Here is an 18,947-nt window from a genome sequence, read left to right on the forward strand (position 1 = left end):
AGGGTATAGCCCATCGCCAAAAAAATGTTCAGTATGAACGGTCGTTTGCTAAGCTTTATCCAGAGGAAGGGAAGTTATACCAGGGTGGTGTAGTGAGAGGTCTGGTATATGAATCCCAGAAAGCTGTCTTCATCTTTAGATTTTTTCCTGCGTCGGTTTTGTGCCATTGCTATCCTCTCTTCTGTGTTGGTTCTGGTGTTGAGTGGTTATGCGGCCAGTCTTATCTACGAACGCTACGTGGTTCGACTTGCCGAATCTAACGCGGTTAATCTCGCATCTTCCATCATTAATGCTCACCGTACCGAATTAGACGCAGCCCTGATTAAAGCGCCTCTGTTACCTCCGGATATCATGAGCCTGGATCGAACGTTGAGAGCGTTCATTCAGCCTTATGGCATTGTTAAAATTAAGATGTTCTCCCCGAAAGGAATCGTTATTTACAGTACCGATATGCGAATTATTGGGACTGACGCTAGCCAGAATGCAGAACTTCAAGTCGCCTTGAATGGCGGAGCAAGTTCTTTGATTCAGCACAAAGATCAGTTCCGTGACCTGACCCATGAAGAGCGCTTTGATGTTGATGTGGTTGAAAGCTACGTAGCGATGAAAAACCCGGAAGGTAAGGTCATTGGCGCCTTCGAGATCTATCAGGATATGTCAGGGTTTCGTGGTGAAGTTCAGCAAGGGGTTGCGCTCTTTGTCGGGGGGCTGGCTCTGATTGTTCTGGGGATAATCACTACAGCCTTCGCGTTTATGCGTAAAGCGGCTAAGCGGCTTATCTCCCAGCAGTATCAGTTAGAAACGCTGGCGACCGTTGATAGCGTTACCGGGCTTTATAATCGAGCGGAGATTACCCGCCGAATGGAAGCTGAGTGGCAGCGATTTAAACGAGGCGGTCCTGATGCACGTAAATTTGCGTTGCTAATGCTGGATCTGGATCATTTTAAGCGAATTAATGATAACTACGGTCATCTGGCGGGTGACGAACTGTTAAGGCGTGTGGCTGGTCGCTTAAGGGAGGAGCTTCGCAGTTACTCTGAAATCGGGCGTTACGGGGGGGAGGAGTTTATTGTCCTGATTCCTGAGATCACGAACTGTGATGCTTACTCTGTGGCGGAAAGGTTGAGAGTGAGGCTTGTCGAGCCCGGATTTGATCTGGGTGACGAAACGGTCTCAATTACGACCAGCATCGGTTTTGCGATTGCTGATGATTCAGATAAAGATCTGGATGCGCTGATTAAAAGAGCTGATGATTGTTTGTATGAGGCTAAAGGCGCTGGACGTAACCGAGTCGTGGGGGCAGTTGAAACCGCCCCCGAACTTTAAGCTTATTGGCTGTTTCTCTCTGCAGCTGTGTCTTCGGTCTCAGGCATGTCGTTAGCTAATGACTGAGGTTTCTGATTCAACTGATACCAATCGACTTTACGTGTGGTCATCATGCCAACCGCCAGGGTGATAAAGATCAGTAAGGTTCCCATCAATAGTGCGAAGTCTTCCGAAGAGATAATCATGTATAGCAGTGCATACAGCCCTGCAATGCCTGCTGAAAACCAGTATCCGCGACTGCGGCTTTGTAATACCGCGCTAAGATAGCCCCCCAGCAAAGTACAGCAGGCTATCGTGGCGATGATGTAGGCCCAGATAAAATCGATATGCTCGCTAAGGGATACCAGTAGCAGATAAAACAGAGCAAGCGCCAAGCCTACCATGCCATACTGAATCGGATGAATCTGCAGCTTTTTAAGGACTTCGAATAGGAAAAACAGCATAAAGGTTACTGCGATGAACAGCAGTCCATATTTAATAGAGCGCTCTGCCTGAGAATACATATCTACCGGGTCAATAAATTCTGCGCCGATCGCATGGGCGCTGAAATCACAGTAGTTGTTTCGCTGGCAATCGTTAAGCACGGAATCAAGGTCGCCTGAAAACGGGGATGTATTCCATTGCGCACTGAACCCCTGTTCGCTGATTTCATAGCTGGTGGGCAGGTGGCGGCCGGTAAAGCTAGGATGTGGCCAGTCTGATTTCATGGTGATTGCGCTGTTAGCCCCAACAGGGGTAATTAATAGTTTCTCCATGCCTTTAAATTGCATATCAATACTAAAGGTAATCTGTTCAGCTAAGTTATCGGACCAGCCTGAAACCTCTGCCTGAATGCCTTGTGGAGCTGAATTGATCGCGCTACCTGGGGTGAATTGAATTGGTTTGCCTCCCCATTCTGATTCGGGTTCAGAAACAATGCCGCGCATATCCGAAATCATTAGGGTTAAGTTGGCTTGCCCCCAGCTCAGCTGGCCTTTGTTTTTTTCTTCGATCTGTTTTTTAAATTTCAACAGAGGTTGGTTGGAAAATTTTCCCGCCATGGCAATAGTGCCGTTATACACAGGAATCTGATAGATACCCCGGCTTCGTGTCGAATTGCTGATCTCTGTATCCGCAGTGAACTGGTTTGGCAGGAGTAGATACCTACCCTGTTTCTTTTTATTCACTTGACGGTAGGTTTTAAGTTTATCGTCCCAGACGGATTCGCTGTAATCGAGTTGCCATGGAATGATGGCTACAGGCCCGGTGATGGTTTGCCGTCCCGTCCATTTACTTGCGATATCGCGTATTACCTGATCCCTGTAGCTCATTCGTTCATAGATCACTCCTTGCTCAAGCAACAAGGGGATCCATAGTAGCAGGCCAAGAAATCCAATAATGATGAGTTTGAGGGTTATTCGCTTAGACATATCAGGCTCCAGAAATATTACTTTTACTGGCAGTCTATTCAGTCAATGTGGGGAGCTGATGTTGCGATTATGTGTTTTGTGTGTGGAATGTGAATCTTGCGAGTGTGCCGCCTTCCTTGCTGTTATGCAGCTGAATTTCGGCACTATGAAGATCGGCAATCTGTTTTACGAAGCACAGCCCCAGTCCTGTGCTTTTCTGACCACTCGAGGGGCGTGGCAATGAATAGAAGCGTTGCCATATTTGCTCGGTTGCATAATCGGGGATTCCCGGCCCTTGATCTTCAATGGTTAGCACGGTGTGATTGCCTTCGGAAAAAGCGCTTAAAGTGATCTCACTATGTTTAGGGCTGAAGTCCAGCGCGTTTTCCAGCAGGTTCCTGATTGCTTGGCTAAGCAGTAGGGGGTCACCTTTGATTCGCAGGTTATTGTCGATACCGAGTTTGGGGGTAATGTGCTGCTCTTCAAAGCGCAGAGCCAGCTGGTGGCACTCATGATGAATGATCTCACCCAGATCTACCGGTTTTTGCATCTCCAGCTCAGAACGGTTTTCTAAACGGGCAAGGGCTAATACTTCATCGACTAGCGCCCTAAGACGTTCTGTTTGCTGGCTGATGTTTTGCGCTAGACGTATTTTGGATTGTGGATCTTCGGTCAGGTTAATGAGTTCGGCGGCTCCCTGTAGCGCTGTTAGAGGGCTCTTCATCTCATGCGTGAGGTTCAGGGTGTATTCTTCTACATACTCTTTACCATCCAGCGCTCTACGCATCTCATCCATGGCCTGGGCAAGTTGGGTGAGATCGGGATCACTGATATTGGGCGGCGATAGTTTTTCCCCCTGGCTGAGACTGCGTGCATAAGCGACAAGGCGATGAATGTTTAAGCTTAGCCAGGTGGCGAGTAACGCACCGGCAAAGGCCGCGGCGATCAGCAACCACATGCCTTTAGAGCGAATGTTGTCTCTGGCTGCTTGCCAGAAGGGCTCGACACTGACGTTAGGCTTTCCAACACTGAGAGCGCCAGCAATTTTTCTATCACCCTGCTGGGTCGTGGTATAGATAGGCGCACCAATATACATCACTGAGCTGAAGCGATCCTTAGGGTTCTCCTGGGTACTTCGGGCGCCGTATTTTCCACGTAGGGTGAGATAGACATCATTCCATTGAGAGTAATCCTCGCCTACCGCTAGCTTGCTGGAATCATAGATCACAATCCCTTGTTCGTTGGTGATGTAAACACGCAGGTTGGCCTGAGTCTTTGCATGATTCCAGATGGTTGCATTTAGCGGGCGTTGCAGTGTTTTTTCTATGGCAGGTCCGATAAGCTCAACTCTGATAGGTGTGTCGGTATCGTTTGGGGCAACCACTTCAGCTAAAAGGTTTGCGCTGTCGATCAGGGCGGTTTCAAGGGATTGGCGTAAGCCAGGTTTGATCTCCAGTAGCATCGAGTTGAGGAAGAAATATATCCCTAATCCGAGAATGGCGGCATAACTTAAGAATAGCTTCAGGCCGAATTTCATTCGTCGAGTACCAGGCTGTAACCCAGACCACGATGGGTTTTTATGAGCTGCTGATCTGGATTGAACTCATTCAGCTTGGCGCGAATGGTTTTTATATGGGTATCAACGGCTCGATCTAAACTGTGTTCTGGATGATCCCAGGCTGCTTGCATCAATTGTTCGCGGCTGAAGACCTGTTCAGGATTGTTGAGCATTTTACTGAGGAGCAGGTATTCGATGCGGGTTAGCGGAAGTTTTTGTTCACGATAGAAAATGCAGGCGCGTTTTTGATCCAGAATCAAAGTGTCAGACCTTTCTGTTGAAGCAGACGGCGCTACTCTGCGTAAAATCGCTTTAACCCGGGTGCTGAGTTCTCTTGGACTGAATGGTTTTGTAACGTAATCGTCAGCACCCAACTCAAGGCCCAGTATTCGGTCGATCTCATCTGAGCGGGCCGTGAGAAATATAATAGGTATATTGGAAAACTCTCGAATACGCTTACAAAGTTCAAAGCCGTTAAAGTCTGGAAGACCTACATCAATAATGGCCAGATCGAAACGGCTGTTTTGCAGAGCGTTTAAGCCTTCCTGAGCGAGAATGAAGTGCTCCGAGGTGAACCCATCTAACTGCAGGGCGATAGAGACGTTATCCGCAATACTGGGTTCATCTTCAACAATTAAAATATGTATATTTTGACCGGTCACTCGGTTAATCGCTTCTTTTGCTACCAAGAAGTTCAATCATATAACCGTCGGGATCTTTTACAAAAGCGAGTACTGTACTGCCATGTTTCATGGGGCCTGCTTCACGAACAACTTCGCCCCCTTTCGCTTTGATTGCGTCGCAGGCGGCATAGACATCATCGACTTCTATGGCTAAATGACCAAAACCGTTACCCAGATCATATGCATCAGTATCCCAATTGTGCGTTAATTCCAGCGCGGTATGTTCAGCTTCATCTCCATAGCCAAGGAATGCCAGAGTAAACTTTCCTTCTGGATAGTCTTTGCTGCGAAGCAGTTGCATGCCCATCAACTCGGTGTAGAACTCTATTGATGCTTTAAGGTCAGTTACCCTGAGCATAGTGTGTAAAAGTCGCATTTTTCAGCATCCTGTGCGTTGATATTTGGTATCATGGAGGCAAGATAAGCTTTGCCATTCATCTCGTAGAGTGCTTTATTATAAGGATAGATATAAATAATTCCTGCGCGCTATACGGAAATTTGAAGTGGGAAAGCAGTTTCTCCTGTGAGAGTAGGGAAGGTGGTGATATGTTCCAAGATATGAATAAAAAAATTACAGATTCTATGGGGCCTTTCAAAGAGCTGGTTAATATTCAGACCAAGATGCTTGAAGAGCTGACGCGTCAGCAGATGGAATGCACAAAATCCTGTATTGAGGCGACCATCCAGCAGACCAAAGAGATGCAGAAGTGCCAGTCGCCCAGCGATCTGGTTGAGCTTCAGAGAGCGTATGCGAAAGAGTTGGAAGACACTCTGAAATGCGCGAGTGAGCAGAATATGAAAGCGTTGCAAGATGCCAGATCCGAGATTGAGGATGTTGCGCAGTCCACTTTCGACGCATTCAACAAGTAATTTATCAGAAGGTTAAAAGCAGCCGCAGGCTGCTTTTTTTGTTTGTTAGGGCAAAAAATGACTAAACCAATCGGCCTTTTTTATGGGTCTACCACGGGCAATACTGAGACCGTTGCAGAGCAGATTATTGAACAGATCGGTAGTGATAAAATTCATCACATCGATATCGCTGCTGATGGTCTGGATGGGTTGAGTGAGTATGAGCACCTGATTCTTGGTATCCCAACCTGGGATTTTGGCGAGTTACAGGAAGACTGGGCTGACCTATGGGATGTGCTTGATGCCGTTCATGTTGAGGGAAAAACCTGTGCAGTCTTTGGTCTGGGTGATCAGATTGGTTATGCTGAATGGTTTCTCGATGCGATGGGCTTGTTGCACGATAAAATGCAGGAGCGTGGTGCGGTTATGGTTGGTTACTGGTCTGCAGACGGTTATGACTTCGAAGCATCCAAAGCGCTTACTGAAGATCAAAGTCAGTTTGTAGGTCTGGCCATAGATGAAGATTGCCAGCGCAGTGAAACTGAAGAGCGTGTCGCTCGCTGGAGCCAGCAAGTCGTTAAAGGGTTTGGCCTGTAACTCAGAACATATTGTGCAGATACATATGGGTGATAATGCCTGCGGCATAACCGATGGCGATCGCCCAGCTCCATTTTAGATGGCTTACAAAAGTGTAGACGCCCTGAGCCTGCCCCATTAAAGCGATACCTGCAGCGGAACCCACGGATAGAAGTGAGCCGCCTACTCCGGCGGTGAGTGTTACCAGTAACCATTGAGACAGATCCATCTGCGGTTCCATGCTGAGCACTGCGAACATGACCGGGATGTTATCGACCAGCGCTGAAGCGATGCCGACCAGAATGTTGGCCTGCGTTGTACCGAACCCACCATACATTAGCTGAGAAAGTACGGTTAGATAGCCCAGTGTTGCCAGCCCTCCGACACAGAGAACTACTCCGTAGAAAAACATCAGTGTATCCCATGAGGAACGCTCTACCACTTTGAAGATATTGAAGCGCCTGACCACGTCGCCATGATCACCTTTCATATGCTTATGGGTTTGGATGTTGTCCCGATGATGGTGGGAAATGTGGCCCTGTTCATGGACGATCGGTTCGTGCTGACTCAGATAGAAGCCAAAAAGCTTCAAAATACCTAAACCGGTCATCATGCCCAGAACCGGTGGTAAATTCAGAGTACTGTGCGAGAGTACCGCCAATGTGATGGTAAACAGGAAAATGAAGATAATAGTGACTGCGCCTTTCTTCATATGTAAACGATTGGTTTCACCTGAGGGCGGTCCATCTTCTATGCAGCGACTCATGATGATTGCAGGGATCAGCCAGGTAATCACGGTTGCCGGGAACAGCTGCAGGAACTGTTCAAATTCGACCAGGCCTTTTTGCCAAACCATCAGTGTGGTGATGTCCCCAAAGGGACTGAAAGCCCCGCCCGCATTGGCGGCAACGACAATGTTTATACAGCCGACGGTCACAAATTTATGGTAATGGTTGCCAACCGCCATCACCACCGCTCCCATCAGTAACGCCGTGGATAGGTTGTCTGCAATGGGTGAAATGACAAACGCCAGGCCGCCGGTTATCCAGTAAATTTTGCGTAAAGAGAAACGTTGTACAACTAGCCAGGAGCGCAGAGCAGCGAAAACCAAGCGTTCTTCCATCGTGGTTATGAAAGTCATTGCAGCCAGCAGAAACAAGAACAGCTCAGCGTACTCAAGTATGTACTGCCGCGCTGCCATACCGGCGGTCAGAGTATCGCCGGTTAGAGCGTAAGCAATACCGGTACAAAGCCAGATAAGGCCAGCGGCAACCATAATAGGCTTTGATTTACGCAGGTGGATAAACTCTTCACCTAATACGAATAAATACCCGATAACAAAGATTGCCACAGCAGCTATGCCGAAGAGCGAATGGGTCAGATCTACCAGTAGGAGAGGGTCTTTCCCTGTAAATGCCCATGCTGATGATGACAGCAATAGCAGCAGCAAAGCAGGGAGGTATCTTAAGACCATGATCGGATCCATTCGGCACAGACTGATTTTAATTGTAGAGCCTTCTGTACAGCGCTGACCAGATGTGGATCAAATATCTTAGATATGTTGTCTTATCTGTAGTGTTATGGGGCTATTTTCGGTAAAATACTGCCCTTTTTTAAACTGCTGGCTACGATTCTTTACCATGGAAATTAACCCGATTCTTAATAACCTCAAAGATATCAAAGAGCGCACCGAAGCGCTGCGTGGTTTTCTTGATTATGAAACCAAGCAAGAACGTCTTGAAGAGGTAAGCCGCGAGCTTGAAGATCCTGCTGTTTGGGATGATCCGGAAAACGCGCAGAAATTAGGTAAAGAGCGTTCTACGTTAGAAGCGGTTGTAGGCACAATCGATGATCTGACCGCGGGCGTTGCGGATACGCGTGATCTGTTGGATATGGCAGTGGAAGAAGACGACGAAGATACAGTCGCTGAAGTCGAAAGTGACGTGACTGCGATGCTGGATCGTCTGCAGCAGCTGGAATTCCGCCGTATGTTCGCGGGCGAAGCTGACCCAAATAACGCATTCCTGGATATTCAGGCGGGCTCCGGTGGTACTGAAGCACAGGACTGGGCTGAGATGATGCTGCGTATGTATCTGCGCTGGGGTGAAGATAAAGGGTTTAAAACCGAGCTGCTGGAGTGTTCTGCGGGTGATGTGGCTGGTATTAAATCGGCTACGATCAGTTTCCAAGGCGAGTATGCTTTTGGCTGGCTGCGTACGGAAACCGGGGTGCACCGTTTGGTGCGTAAGTCTCCGTTTGATTCGGGCGGCCGTCGTCATACTTCGTTCTCATCGGTATTTGTATCTCCCGAAATCGATGACAATATTGATATTGAAATTAACCCTGCAGACCTGCGCGTCGATGTATACCGTGCATCGGGTGCAGGTGGTCAGCACGTAAACAGAACCGAGTCTGCGGTACGTATTACCCACGAGCCTTCTGGTATCGTGGTACAAAGTCAGGCTCAGCGCTCACAGCATCAGAACAAAGATACCTGTATGAAGCAGCTGCGAGCTAAGTTATATGAAGTTGAGATGCTGAAACGTACTGAAGCGGCTCAGGAACAGGAAGATAATAAGGCGGATATCGGCTGGGGTAGCCAGATTCGTTCTTATGTCCTGGATGATCAGAGAATTAAAGACCTCCGCACGGGTGTACAGAGCTCAAACTGTGACAAAGTGCTGGATGGCGATCTGGATATGTTTATTGAAGCCAGCCTGAAAGCTGGTCTTTAAGAATTTTTAAATTAAAGGTTTACCACACCGATGTCTGATAACACTCAGAAGCAAGATGAAAACCGCCTGATTGCAGAGCGCCGTGAGAAACTTAACGGCCTTCGCGAAGAGGGTAATGCTTTCCCAAATACCTTCCGTCGTGACAGCTATGCGCAGGATCTGCAAGAGAAGTACGGCGATAAATCGAAGGAAGAGCTGGCTGAAGCAGGCATCAAAGTCAGCATTGCTGGCCGTGTTATGCTGAACCGTGGCGCTTTCGGCGTTATTCAGGATATGACAGGCCGTATTCAGTTCTATGTGAATAAAGAAGCGCGTAAGTTTGCGAAAAGTCTGGATCTGGGTGACATCATTGGTGTGACCGGTGAGCTTCACAAATCAGGTAAAGGTGATCTTTACGTTGATTTGGGCGAATACCAGTTGCTGACGAAAAACCTGCGTCCTCTGCCAGACAAGCATAAAGGTTTGCAGGACACTGAGATCCGCTATCGTCAGCGTTACGTTGATCTGATTACTAACGAAGATTCCCGCAAAGTCTTTGAAATGCGTTCAAAGATCGTTTCCGGTATCCGTAACTATCTGACTGAGCGTCGCTTTATTGAAGCTGAGACACCTATGCTGCAGGTGATTCCAGGTGGTGCGACTGCACGTCCGTTTATCACGCATCACAACGCGCTGGATCGTGATATGTATCTGCGTATTGCGCCAGAACTGTATCTGAAGCGTTTGGTTGTGGGTGGCTTTGAGCGTGTTTTCGAAATCAACCGTAACTTCCGTAACGAAGGGCTTTCAACACGCCACAATCCAGAATTCACAATGATCGAATTCTACCAGGCGTATGCGGATTACCGTGATCTGATGGACCTGACGGAAGATATGCTACGTACGGTTGCTCAGGATGTGCTGGGTACAACGACGATTGTTAATACAGTACGTAATGACGAAGGTGAAGTGCTGGAAACATTTGAGTATGACCTGGAAAAACCTTTCCGTCGTATCAGTGTTTTCGATTCTATTTTGCACTACAACGAAGATATCACTGCTGAAGCGCTGGCAGATGAAACTGCTGCTCGCCAGATTGCGCAGCGTATGGATATCGATGTAAAAGATAGTTGGGGCCTGGGTAAGGTTCAGATTGAAATCTTCGAGAAAACAGTAGAGCATCGTCTGGATCAGCCTACCTTTATTACTGAGTATCCGGCGGAAGTTTCTCCACTGGCGCGCCGTAATGATGAGAACCCATTCATTACGGATCGTTTTGAATTCTTCGTAGGCGGCCGTGAGCTGGCAAATGGTTTCTCCGAATTGAATGATTCAGAAGACCAGGCTGAGCGTTTCCAGCAGCAGGTTGCTGAGAAAGATGCGGGTGATGATGAAGCGATGCACTACGATGCCGATTACATCAACGCACTGGAATATGGCTTGCCACCAACAGCGGGTGAGGGTATCGGTATTGACCGTCTGGTCATGCTATTCACTGATTCGCCGTCTATCAGAGACGTAATCCTGTTCCCTGCGATGCGCCCTCGCGGCTAAGTAGCAGAAGGTAGCGATTAATAAAAAGGCCCGATCAGGGCCTTTTTTGTGCCTGAAATTGGTCCAAGGGTCTATATCGTTTTATTAGATAAAAGCTATATACTGATCCTATGGACTGGTTATTTCCCCCGGAAAAGCGCGTTATTCCCTATAAGCGCTGGATAAGTATCACTATGCGAACACTGCACCTGATAGGTATCGCAGGGTTGGCGGGTGCTTATTTGTACCAGCAGCCTGAAGCTGCCTGGTATCCATTTCTTGTCGTGACGGTCATTAGTGGATTTATCATGGCGGGGATGGAAGTTTATGCAGACGGTATCTGGCTAATTCAGCTTAGAGGTACCGCTATCGGGGTGAAGTTAGCTCTGCTGTCCAGCGTGATTTGGTGGTTTGATCAGCCCAATGCGTTTATCTACTTTCTGGCTATTATCATTTCGGGAATTGTTTCCCATGCACCGGGCAGAGTGAGGTATTATTCAGTCTGGCATCGCCGGGTAATCACTGAGCCTTTAGAGCTTAGGCCTGGTGAAATTAAAGACTGTGGTGGATAACAAGGCCCTTTATGGCACTCGAAAATGCGCCTGCCTGGCAGGCTGAGCTGGCGGACCAGTTCGAACAACCTTACATGCTTGAATTGAAAGAGTTTCTGCGTCAGGAAAAGGATCTGAAAAAGATTATCTATCCGCGCTCTGAAAGCTGGTTTCATGCCCTTGAAGCAACCCCTTTAGATCAGGTTAAAGTTGTCATCCTGGGTCAGGATCCTTATCACCAGCCGAATCAGGCCCATGGATTGTGCTTCTCTGTGCTTCCTGGCGTTAAGATTCCACCCTCCCTGGTCAATATCTATAAAGAGTTGAACTCGGATCTTGGTATCCAGCCAGTTACCCATGGTTATCTGGAGAGCTGGGCTAATCAAGGTGTGCTGCTGCTGAACAGTGTGCTGACTGTGGAGCAGAGTAATGCTGCATCCCATCAGGGAAAGGGTTGGGAGCAATTTACCGATGAAGTGATCAGAGTTGTAAATGAGCGCTGCAGCAATGTGGTGTTTATGCTCTGGGGTAGCTACGCTCAGAAGAAGGGCGCGTGTATCGATCAGAGTCGGCACCTTGTTCTTAAGGCGCCTCATCCGTCGCCTCTTTCAGCACATCGAGGATTTCTTGGTTGTCGCCATTTTAGTCAGGCTAATGCATACCTTGAGCAGACCGGAAGAACGGCTATTCAGTGGCAGTTACCAGATCAGGTTTAGCATCGCTGGCCTCAAGAGGTAGTTCTGCCTGATCGATACTTTCTGGTTCATAGTAACAGTGCTGACCGCGCCCGCGATTCTTGCTTTCGTACATGGCCTGGTCGGCACAATGTAGCAGCATTTCAAATTCAATCGCGTCCCTTGGGGCGAATGCGGTACCCGCGCTACAGCGTATATGGATCTCGCTTGGTGCGCTGATAATCGGTTCTTCCAGACGTAGCTGGATGCGAGCGATTATATTATCCAGAGCTTCCTTCAGTGCATCTTCTGATTCTTCCTGAATTAATAATATAAATTCATCGCCGGCAAGCCTGGCAAGTACATCGCCATCTCTCAACTGGGTAGTGATCGCTTTGGTAAAGTTGCTGAGGACTTTATCACCCACATTATGGCCAAATTCATCGTTGATCGGCTTAAAGAAGTCCAGATCAATAAAGGTGAGTGAGAGCACACTGTGTTTGCGCTGTACCCGACTAAGCGCCTGATTAGTAATAGCTTCCAGCATTTTACGGTTAGGCAGGCCGGTTAATTGGTCTGTATGGGCGAGCTCTTTGAGTTGAGCGTTTTGTTCGGAGATGCGTTGATGGGCAACCGCAAGTTTGTTGATGTATTTAGAGCGGTTGCTGGTAAAGCGCCAAATTGCGTAACCCGTTATCAGGGTCATCGTGCATATGGCTAGCATAAGCATTAACAGCAGGGAGTTCTGTGCCTGGTGCTCTTCATGGATCTGCTGTTTCAAAGACATCTCTAATTCGGCGGTCGCACTCATGATGTTGAGGAATAACAGATCAAAACTCTGGTCAAGATCACTTCCTGAACCCGCATCGACTGCACTGGTGTATCGCTCCTCGATCACCTTATCAAATTGCTGGATCATATAGAGAATCTGGTTAACCTGAAGGCGCAGATCTGTTTCGAGTAAGGGGAGGAAAGTGCCTTGCTCGTTTTGGTCGCCATCAAGAATAGCGATGGCATACCATTTGGCATTTTCTACATGATCTCTGACTACGTCGATAGATTCGTTGCTGTCCCCTGACATGACCTCCTCGAGCCACAGATGAGCCAGAGCAACTTCAATTTTGATCTCCATGGATGCATCGACCCATGGGACATATTTCTGTAAGGCGTTTTGGGAAGTGGAGTGGATATATACCAGCAGCAGGAAGCTCAACGTGGCGGTGACACCCGTAAGCAAGAGGGGGATTTTAGGACTGCCAGGTGCCTGAATATTCATCTACTTGCCTCTCCTTAGGCAAATAAGACTAACGAATTAGCAGTGTCTCCCTATTTTCCCTTTAGGTCAACTACTGCTAATTATCTGCGCAAACTATTTGATTGTGAGCACTATTTGGGCTCGAACAGCTTGGGATCAAGCTCATAAGGCAGGTCGGTTAGTTCAACCTCGCTGCCATTGAGCAATAGATCGCCTTTCTCGGCCAGTGTTTTTACGATGACGGCCAATGCTTTATAACGGCCTCCATTTATCGGTGCCGAAATGACCACTTGCCCTGCGTTAGGTTTGTCCGGGCTAGTGATTACATCGCCAGCCATTGGCTTTTTATCGCCTCCGACTTCGATAAGATACATTGGCTTCTTAAGCTGACCACGGTGTTGAAGGCGAGTCACAATTTCCTGACCGGTGTAGCAGCCTTTTTTAAAGCTAACTCCATCCAGTGCCTGGAAGTTTGTCATCTGTGGAATAAAGGCTTCTTGCGTCGCTTCGCGAAGATCCGGAATGCCTGCTTCAATTTCGCTTAAAACCCATGCATCGGTAGAGCCGATGGAAACCTCGTCAGGTAACTTGCTTAACAATTCGCATAGCTCTGCAGTTGCCATCCAGATCTCGAAGCGGTTGCCGGGTACACGTACGACCAAACCGTTACTGAGTGGCAGAATGCCGTTATCTTCACTAGGTGCTCTACCGAAAAACTGTTCGACGAGTGCTTCAGCACCTGGTCCGGTTATACCTAGCCCAGAGATTTCATCACTCACTTCGGATGCTTCAGCTTTGGAAAATACGATGTACTTTTTAAGGTTGTTCGCCGCTGAATCAAAGATATCCTGACTCATGCGCAGCAAGACTTCCTCTTCGCCTGCTTTTAATAGACGAAACAAGCTCAGCATATGGCCCTTGATATTACAGTGTGCACCCAAAGCGCTGCCGCGACTGAATACTTCTGCAACATCACAGGTAAGCTGTCCCTGTAAGAATTTTTCGGTATCAGGGCCTTTGACTGATAAGACCCGTTGATGGATCAGAGGAATAACTTGCGTCTTGATTGAACTGTCGCTCAGGATGCTATTTTTTTCAGGGTTCAGCTCAAGGCCTTTGTCTTCTAACAGTTGGATCAGTTCGCTCATTATAATGGGTACCTAGTAACTAGCCGGCTGTCCAGTGTATGCGAAAACAATAACGAGGACAGCTGACAAAGTTTGTGGTTATTCTGTAGGAGCTTCTTCTTTAGGTTCAGACTTAGTGGCGATAAGCTCGCCTAACTTAACTGGACTTGCTGCCTGTAGTGACTCCGTCCAATCGATTTTATCCTTTCCGAAAAGCAGGATAACTGTGGAGCCTAGTTTGAAGCGTCCCATCTCTGCGCCTTTCTCAAGATGAATTGGCTCAGGGTTCATATTATTAAATGGGGTGTGGATTGGCTTTTTCAAGCGTGGTGCTTCCTGTCCACCCCAAACCGTTTCGATACCTGCTACGATCATTGCGCCTACCAGGATCATCGCCATGGGCCCATGCTCGGTATCAAAATAAGCAACCAGGCGCTCATTACGAGCAAACAGCTGGTCAACGCCTTCTGCGGTTGTTTGGTTTACCGAGAATAGATCGCCTGGTACGTAGGTCGTATGGGTTAAGGTCCCTGCTACTGGCATATGTACGCGGTGATAGTCGCGGGGAGACAGGTATATGGTTGCAAACTCACCATTGATAAATTGCTCCGCACGTTCCTGATCGCCACCCAGAAGGGTTGTCAGGCCATAACCTCGCCCTTTAGCCTGAAAGATACGTCCATGGTCAATAGACCCCAGTTGGCTGAAGGCGCCATCTGCAGGGCTGACGATGCCGCCCGAAGTTGCATCAATTTCTCGGGCACCCTCTTTAAGCTCTCGGGTAAAAAATGCATTGAAGCTTGGGTAGTTGGTAGGTATCTCTTCCCGGGCTTCAGACATGTTGATCTGATAGTTTTTGGCAAACCACTTGATGAAACTGTTTTTGACCCAGGGAGTCTGGCAGTCTGCAATCTTTCCAACGAATCGGGATAACAGGTGTTGCGGTACGATATGTTGGAACGCGATGAAAATACTATCTTTAAAACCTTTCATTATTTCTCCACAGGTGTGTGCGGTAAATTGCCCCATTCAAACCAGGAGCCGTCGTAACAGCGTATGTCATTAAACCCTAAATGGCGCGCGACCAGATATGTCAGGCCTGAGCGGCGATGAGTCTGACAATGTGTTACGACTGTTTTATTCGGAGTGATTCCCTGATTAGCCAGTTGTTCTAGTATCTCTGCATCGGGTTTAAGGCGCAGATCGTCTTCGCTGATAAGACAGTCGGTCCATTCCAGGAGGTTAGCCCCGGGGATATGCCCGCCTTTCTGAGCATTAATGACTTTATCGCCGAGATATTCCGGTTCGCTGCGTGCATCCCATATACTCAGAGACGAATCCTCAATGTGGTTGAGGATAAAATCTACATCTGCGATTAGATCGCGATTGATTTTCGGCCGGAATTGACTGGCATTGACACTATTAGCGCTTTGTTCCAGCTCGAATCCCTGCTTTTTCCATGCGTCCAGCTGACCGTTAAGCACAGAGCATTTTTCATGATCGGCAATGTTCAGTGTCCACATCAGGCGTCCAGCCCAGGGGCCCTTCTGGTCATCATAAGCGACAACCTGTTTATCACTGTCCAGACCAATATCCTGGCAAAGTTGCACAATTTGCTGATCAGATGGGCATTTGTTAGGGATAGGGCCTTCGCCCATTAGTAATCGCGCCGAAGGCAGATGTATCGCTCCAGGGATATGTCCCGCAGCATAGTTTTCCGGGCTGGAGAGGTCGATGATGATCAAATTACTGTCAGCTAAATGCTTGCTGAGATCGGTCGCCTCAACCAATAAAGGTAAGCTCATCGAAATTCTCCGTGAAGTATGGGGAGAGAGATAATACTGGGTTCCTGTCGGCCTGAAAAGCTTATGCTAATGCGCCTACTTTTTTACCAGTAGTTTTTTTAGTGACAGGGTTGCTGCTGAGCAGATATAGCGGAACCGTTCGTGATGGAAATCGCTTATTTCCGGGCCTTCATCTCCATAGTCAGCATGGATAATCGCAATGGGCGTTTTGCCATAGAACAGTGACATTAGCAGGAAGCCATTTTCAGGGCACCAATTGTGGTATGCATCAGGGAGCATGTGGCGCATCTGTTCGATATTATCCGGTTTTATCAGAATGCAGCCCGGTTTATCTCTAAGCTTTTTAAATAAGCTTGGAATCTCAAGGTCGTACTGGAAAGAGGTTAAAGGGTGATCGTCATTGAATCCTACGGAAAAAGCGGTTTTGAGTGAATGGCTTTTATTATTCACTAAGAACATTGAAACCCGCTCAAAACCCAGGCCGCGGTTAATCCCCTGGATAAGTCCCTGAAGAACATGCTTTGGTTGCGTGTATAAGTCGTAGCCCTTTAAGAAACGTTCTGATATCTGATCATAGATGTTTTGATCCTGATACTCTGGTTTAGGTTCGAGAATAACAGGGCTGATATCTTCGTTGTCTTCAGGTTCTGGCTGAGGGATCTCAACTTTGGGCTTCTCAACAGCGGGCATAGATTTTGCGAGCAGTTGATGCTCTTTTTCAGATAAACGGTAGTTGATCGTTTTATCTGAAGGGATCATTAGCATCTCGGCGGCTGGAGCAAGGGTGCCGGCTACGTGGTACTGACGTGCCGATTTTGCACAGTTTTCATGCAGCATAGAGATGGTTTGCGCGATCTCACCTTTAAGGAAATCGTTGATAATATCGATGATCTTCATCGATTTTGTTTCACGCCAGCCAAGGTTGGCAGTCAAAGCGATCCAATTGGCCAGTTTTACCGGAAAGAACTTTTCCTGAACCAGATGATTAATCTCTCTGAGATCTTCATCGGTCAGGCGTGGATCGCCTAAGGCTCGCTGGTGCAGTTGAGCCAGGGTTTTCTTGTTCGGCGAGGTCTCATGCTCAAGGCTGATGCAAGCGAGTTCGGAAGCATTCCAGTCCTCAATCAGTCCACGAGATATTTCCTGAATGGTACAGCCAAGAATATCAGTTTCAGCCAGCACTACATCAGTACGGTCTTCCCGAATCTTTACCTGGATCTGACTCATATGAAGTGCTGCATGCTGCCATAGAATCCAGTGGCCTACGCCATAAAACATTGTCGCAAGGTAAGTTTCTTCGATAAAAGGTGCGCGACGTTTTTGTAACCAGTCCTGTGCCTGGGTTGCCGCATGATGGCTGACCGCTATATAGCGGAAGTACATCTTTTGCGAAACGCTGGATGGATTCAGTTTGAGTGCTTTGGTCTCTTTTAGAACGGCTTCAATGTGGTCCAGGCCTAGTGAGCTGATAGCATGGTCAATGCTGGTAACCTTTGAATCCACTTTGGTATGTAGCTCAGAGGCTTTACGCACCATGTGTAAACAGAGGACAGGGTCGGATTTAATCGTTTTGTTGAGAGCCTGGAGAGGAATATTAGGATCACGGAGCTGCTTTTGCAGGCGACGCAGGACGCTATTTCTAACCGGCAAAGGCTTATCTTTGAGATATTCAACCCAAGCCTCAACTCCATACGGCGATTCTGACATCTGCGCTCCGATCTCTCTAACTTCTTGTTTACTATGGACCAGTATTAGCTATTTTGCTCTTCAATGGAACAGAGAATGTGTTTGTAACTGTTCCAGCGTTGTTCGCTGATTGTGCCATCTTCCACTGCGTTTTTCAGTGCGCAGCCCGGTTCTTTTTCATGTTTACAGTCGCGGAAACGGCATAACCCTGCCAGCGGTTTTAATTCGGTGAAGCCGTTGATCACTTCGTCTGGCTCAATGTGCCACAGACCAAACTCCCTGATCCCAGGGGAATCGATTAGATCGCCACCGTCAGGGAAATGGAATAAACGCGCTGTCGTTGTAGTATGTCGGCCTTTTTTGGTCTGAGTTGAGAGTTCTCCCACTTTTAAATCAACACCCGGTAGCAGGGTATTAATAAGGGATGACTTTCCTACCCCAGATTGGCCGACAAAAACGCTGATTCGCTGATTCAGATGCTCTTTCAGAGGTTTGAGGCCCTCTTCGGAAGCGCTGGAGGCTGAAAGAACCTGATAGCCAATATCACGGTAGCGCTGCAGCATCTGCTCTATACCTGCTCGATTGGCATCGTTTAATAGATCAGTCTTGTTCAGTAGAACAATGGGCTCGATACCACTGAGCTCGGCTGCTACCAGATAACGATCAATAAGGTTCGCATAAGGGGTGGGTTCAACCGCAACAGTGATAACAATAAAGTCGATGTTAGCGGCAACAGGCTTCATATCACCATAGGGGTTCGGGCGCAGGAGCTCACTTTTCCGCTCCAGCTTGGCAACCACGACGCCGCTTTCTTTACCTTCGCGCCATATAACGCGATCCCCAGTCACGAGCTGTCCAAGGTTTGTTCGCATATGACAGCGGACTATTTCGCCTTGTTTGCTCCCTTCGGTAGCTTCAACGTCTACCGTGCGTCCGAAGTGGGAGATGATCAGGCCATGTTGTTCAGGGCCAAGGTCGCTGCTATCGAGTTGATCATCGATCGCTTTATCTTTTTTGGAGGCACGTGCCGCACGCTCTTCCTGGATTTTTTGGATACGCCAGTTTTGACGGCGGGTCAGTTTACGTTTTGCCATAGTTTTTTAGCGTTAACGGAGGGTTACGCTAATAATCCTTGTGAATATCGAAGCAAGTTCTTAGAAGGTAATGTATTCTAAGGGAAAGTAAAGAAACCTGCGAATCAGAGTTAAAGCTACGCGGGTCT

Annotated in this window: 18 protein-coding genes; 7 read left to right on the forward strand and 11 right to left on the reverse strand. The window is 47.9% G+C overall.

Annotated features, from left to right (window positions below; translation table 11 throughout):
• Positions 1-108: 108 nt before the first annotated feature.
• Positions 109-1,326, forward strand: coding sequence for a GGDEF domain-containing protein (locus MED92_RS18755; protein ID WP_007022938.1), 1,218 nt, complete (start codon positions 109-111; stop codon positions 1,324-1,326).
• A gap of 2 nt (positions 1,327-1,328) precedes the next feature.
• Here MED92_RS18755 and creD read toward each other — a convergent pair whose 3' ends face one another.
• From creD to gloA, 4 genes are all read right to left on the reverse strand, one after another.
• Positions 1,329-2,735: a cell envelope integrity protein CreD gene (gene creD, locus MED92_RS17575; protein WP_007022939.1), complete on the reverse strand. Its 1,407-nt coding sequence runs from the start codon at positions 2,733-2,735 to the stop codon at positions 1,329-1,331.
• A gap of 67 nt (positions 2,736-2,802) precedes the next feature.
• Positions 2,803-4,251: a two-component system sensor histidine kinase CreC gene (gene creC, locus MED92_RS17580; RefSeq protein ID WP_007022940.1), complete on the reverse strand. Its 1,449-nt coding sequence runs from the start codon at positions 4,249-4,251 to the stop codon at positions 2,803-2,805.
• Positions 4,248-4,970, reverse strand: a complete 723-nt coding sequence (gene creB, locus MED92_RS17585; protein ID WP_238321536.1) for a two-component system response regulator CreB — start codon at positions 4,968-4,970, stop codon at positions 4,248-4,250. The genes creC and creB overlap by 4 nt, the downstream gene beginning before the upstream one ends.
• Positions 4,939-5,331, reverse strand: coding sequence for a lactoylglutathione lyase (gloA, locus tag MED92_RS17590; protein ID WP_007022942.1), 393 nt, complete (start codon positions 5,329-5,331; stop codon positions 4,939-4,941). The genes creB and gloA overlap by 32 nt, the downstream gene beginning before the upstream one ends.
• Before the next feature lie 170 nt (positions 5,332-5,501).
• Here gloA and MED92_RS17595 point away from each other — a divergent pair, with 170 nt between their 5' ends.
• Entirely contained in the window at positions 5,502-5,825 is a 324-nt protein-coding gene (locus MED92_RS17595; RefSeq protein ID WP_007022943.1) for a phasin family protein, read from the forward strand.
• A gap of 57 nt (positions 5,826-5,882) precedes the next feature.
• Positions 5,883-6,401, forward strand: a complete 519-nt coding sequence (gene fldB, locus MED92_RS17600) for a flavodoxin FldB (RefSeq protein ID WP_007022944.1) — start codon at positions 5,883-5,885, stop codon at positions 6,399-6,401.
• Between the two features lies 1 nt (position 6,402).
• Here fldB and nhaD read toward each other — a convergent pair whose 3' ends face one another.
• Positions 6,403-7,854, reverse strand: a complete 1,452-nt coding sequence (gene nhaD / locus MED92_RS17605; protein WP_238321537.1) for a sodium:proton antiporter NhaD — start codon at positions 7,852-7,854, stop codon at positions 6,403-6,405.
• A gap of 166 nt (positions 7,855-8,020) precedes the next feature.
• On the opposite strand from nhaD, the gene prfB reads away from it, so the two are divergent.
• The 4 genes from prfB (at position 8,021) to ung (ending at position 11,894) form a co-directional block, all read left to right on the forward strand.
• A complete protein-coding gene (gene prfB, locus MED92_RS17610) occupies positions 8,021-9,115 on the forward strand; it encodes a peptide chain release factor 2 (RefSeq protein WP_007022946.1) in 1,095 nt (364 codons plus the stop codon).
• Between the two features lie 30 nt (positions 9,116-9,145).
• Positions 9,146-10,648 (forward strand): lysine--tRNA ligase, encoded by a 1,503-nt coding sequence (lysS, locus tag MED92_RS17615; RefSeq protein ID WP_007022947.1) that lies wholly within the window; start codon positions 9,146-9,148, stop codon positions 10,646-10,648.
• 110 nt (positions 10,649-10,758) lie between these two features.
• Positions 10,759-11,199 (forward strand): hypothetical protein, encoded by a 441-nt coding sequence (locus MED92_RS17620; protein ID WP_007022948.1) that lies wholly within the window; start codon positions 10,759-10,761, stop codon positions 11,197-11,199.
• Positions 11,200-11,210: 11 nt separating this feature from the next.
• Positions 11,211-11,894: a uracil-DNA glycosylase gene (ung, locus tag MED92_RS17625; protein WP_007022949.1), complete on the forward strand. Its 684-nt coding sequence runs from the start codon at positions 11,211-11,213 to the stop codon at positions 11,892-11,894.
• Here ung and MED92_RS17630 read toward each other — a convergent pair.
• The 6 genes from MED92_RS17630 to rsgA form a co-directional block, all read right to left on the reverse strand.
• Positions 11,863-13,128: a GGDEF domain-containing protein gene (locus MED92_RS17630; protein ID WP_007022950.1), complete on the reverse strand. Its 1,266-nt coding sequence runs from the start codon at positions 13,126-13,128 to the stop codon at positions 11,863-11,865. The genes ung and MED92_RS17630 overlap by 32 nt on opposite strands.
• 110 nt (positions 13,129-13,238) lie before the next feature.
• On the reverse strand, positions 13,239-14,255 hold the full coding sequence (gene ygfZ / locus MED92_RS17635) for a CAF17-like 4Fe-4S cluster assembly/insertion protein YgfZ (protein WP_007022951.1): 1,017 nt from the start codon (positions 14,253-14,255) through the stop codon (positions 13,239-13,241).
• 78 nt (positions 14,256-14,333) lie between these two features.
• Positions 14,334-15,227 carry an archaetidylserine decarboxylase gene (gene asd / locus MED92_RS17640; RefSeq protein ID WP_007022952.1) on the reverse strand — a complete coding sequence of 298 codons (894 nt, stop codon included), beginning with the start codon at positions 15,225-15,227 and terminating at the stop codon, positions 14,334-14,336.
• Positions 15,227-16,039 carry a sulfurtransferase gene (locus tag MED92_RS17645; protein ID WP_007022953.1) on the reverse strand — a complete coding sequence of 271 codons (813 nt, stop codon included), beginning with the start codon at positions 16,037-16,039 and terminating at the stop codon, positions 15,227-15,229. The genes asd and MED92_RS17645 overlap by 1 nt, the downstream gene beginning before the upstream one ends.
• A gap of 75 nt (positions 16,040-16,114) precedes the next feature.
• Positions 16,115-17,746, reverse strand: coding sequence for an HDOD domain-containing protein (locus MED92_RS17650; protein WP_007022954.1), 1,632 nt, complete (start codon positions 17,744-17,746; stop codon positions 16,115-16,117).
• Positions 17,747-17,790: 44 nt separating this feature from the next.
• Positions 17,791-18,819, reverse strand: coding sequence for a small ribosomal subunit biogenesis GTPase RsgA (rsgA, locus tag MED92_RS17655; RefSeq protein WP_007022955.1), 1,029 nt, complete (start codon positions 18,817-18,819; stop codon positions 17,791-17,793).
• Between the last annotated feature and the right edge of the window lie 128 nt (positions 18,820-18,947).

Origin of the sequence: Neptuniibacter caesariensis, assembly GCF_000153345.1 — a bacterium.
GTDB classification, from domain to species: Bacteria; Pseudomonadota; Gammaproteobacteria; order Pseudomonadales; family Balneatricaceae; genus Neptuniibacter; species Neptuniibacter caesariensis.

Bases quoted from the DNA above. Each gene is read 5' to 3' on its own strand.
- MED92_RS17650 (WP_007022954.1), bottom strand. From the start codon at position 17,746: ATGTCAGAATCGCCGTATGGAGTTGAGGCTTGGGTTGAATATCTCAAA.
- creD (WP_007022939.1), bottom strand. From the start codon at position 2,735: ATGTCTAAGCGAATAACCCTCAAACTCATCATTATTGGATTTCTTGGC.
- gloA (WP_007022942.1), bottom strand. From the start codon at position 5,331: ATGCGACTTTTACACACTATGCTCAGGGTAACTGACCTTAAAGCATCA.
- fldB (WP_007022944.1), top strand. From the start codon at position 5,883: ATGACTAAACCAATCGGCCTTTTTTATGGGTCTACCACGGGCAATACT.
- prfB (WP_007022946.1), top strand. From the start codon at position 8,021: ATGGAAATTAACCCGATTCTTAATAACCTCAAAGATATCAAAGAGCGC.
- MED92_RS17645 (WP_007022953.1), bottom strand. From the start codon at position 16,039: ATGAGCTTACCTTTATTGGTTGAGGCGACCGATCTCAGCAAGCATTTA.
- ung (WP_007022949.1), top strand. From the start codon at position 11,211: ATGGCACTCGAAAATGCGCCTGCCTGGCAGGCTGAGCTGGCGGACCAG.
- rsgA (WP_007022955.1), bottom strand. From the start codon at position 18,819: ATGGCAAAACGTAAACTGACCCGCCGTCAAAACTGGCGTATCCAAAAA.
- asd (WP_007022952.1), bottom strand. From the start codon at position 15,227: ATGAAAGGTTTTAAAGATAGTATTTTCATCGCGTTCCAACATATCGTA.
- lysS (WP_007022947.1), top strand. From the start codon at position 9,146: ATGTCTGATAACACTCAGAAGCAAGATGAAAACCGCCTGATTGCAGAG.
- MED92_RS17620 (WP_007022948.1), top strand. From the start codon at position 10,759: ATGGACTGGTTATTTCCCCCGGAAAAGCGCGTTATTCCCTATAAGCGC.
- nhaD (WP_238321537.1), bottom strand. From the start codon at position 7,854: ATGGTCTTAAGATACCTCCCTGCTTTGCTGCTGCTATTGCTGTCATCA.
- MED92_RS17595 (WP_007022943.1), top strand. From the start codon at position 5,502: ATGTTCCAAGATATGAATAAAAAAATTACAGATTCTATGGGGCCTTTC.
- creC (WP_007022940.1), bottom strand. From the start codon at position 4,251: ATGAAATTCGGCCTGAAGCTATTCTTAAGTTATGCCGCCATTCTCGGA.
- MED92_RS18755 (WP_007022938.1), top strand. From the start codon at position 109: ATGAATCCCAGAAAGCTGTCTTCATCTTTAGATTTTTTCCTGCGTCGG.
- ygfZ (WP_007022951.1), bottom strand. From the start codon at position 14,255: ATGAGCGAACTGATCCAACTGTTAGAAGACAAAGGCCTTGAGCTGAAC.
- MED92_RS17630 (WP_007022950.1), bottom strand. From the start codon at position 13,128: ATGAATATTCAGGCACCTGGCAGTCCTAAAATCCCCCTCTTGCTTACG.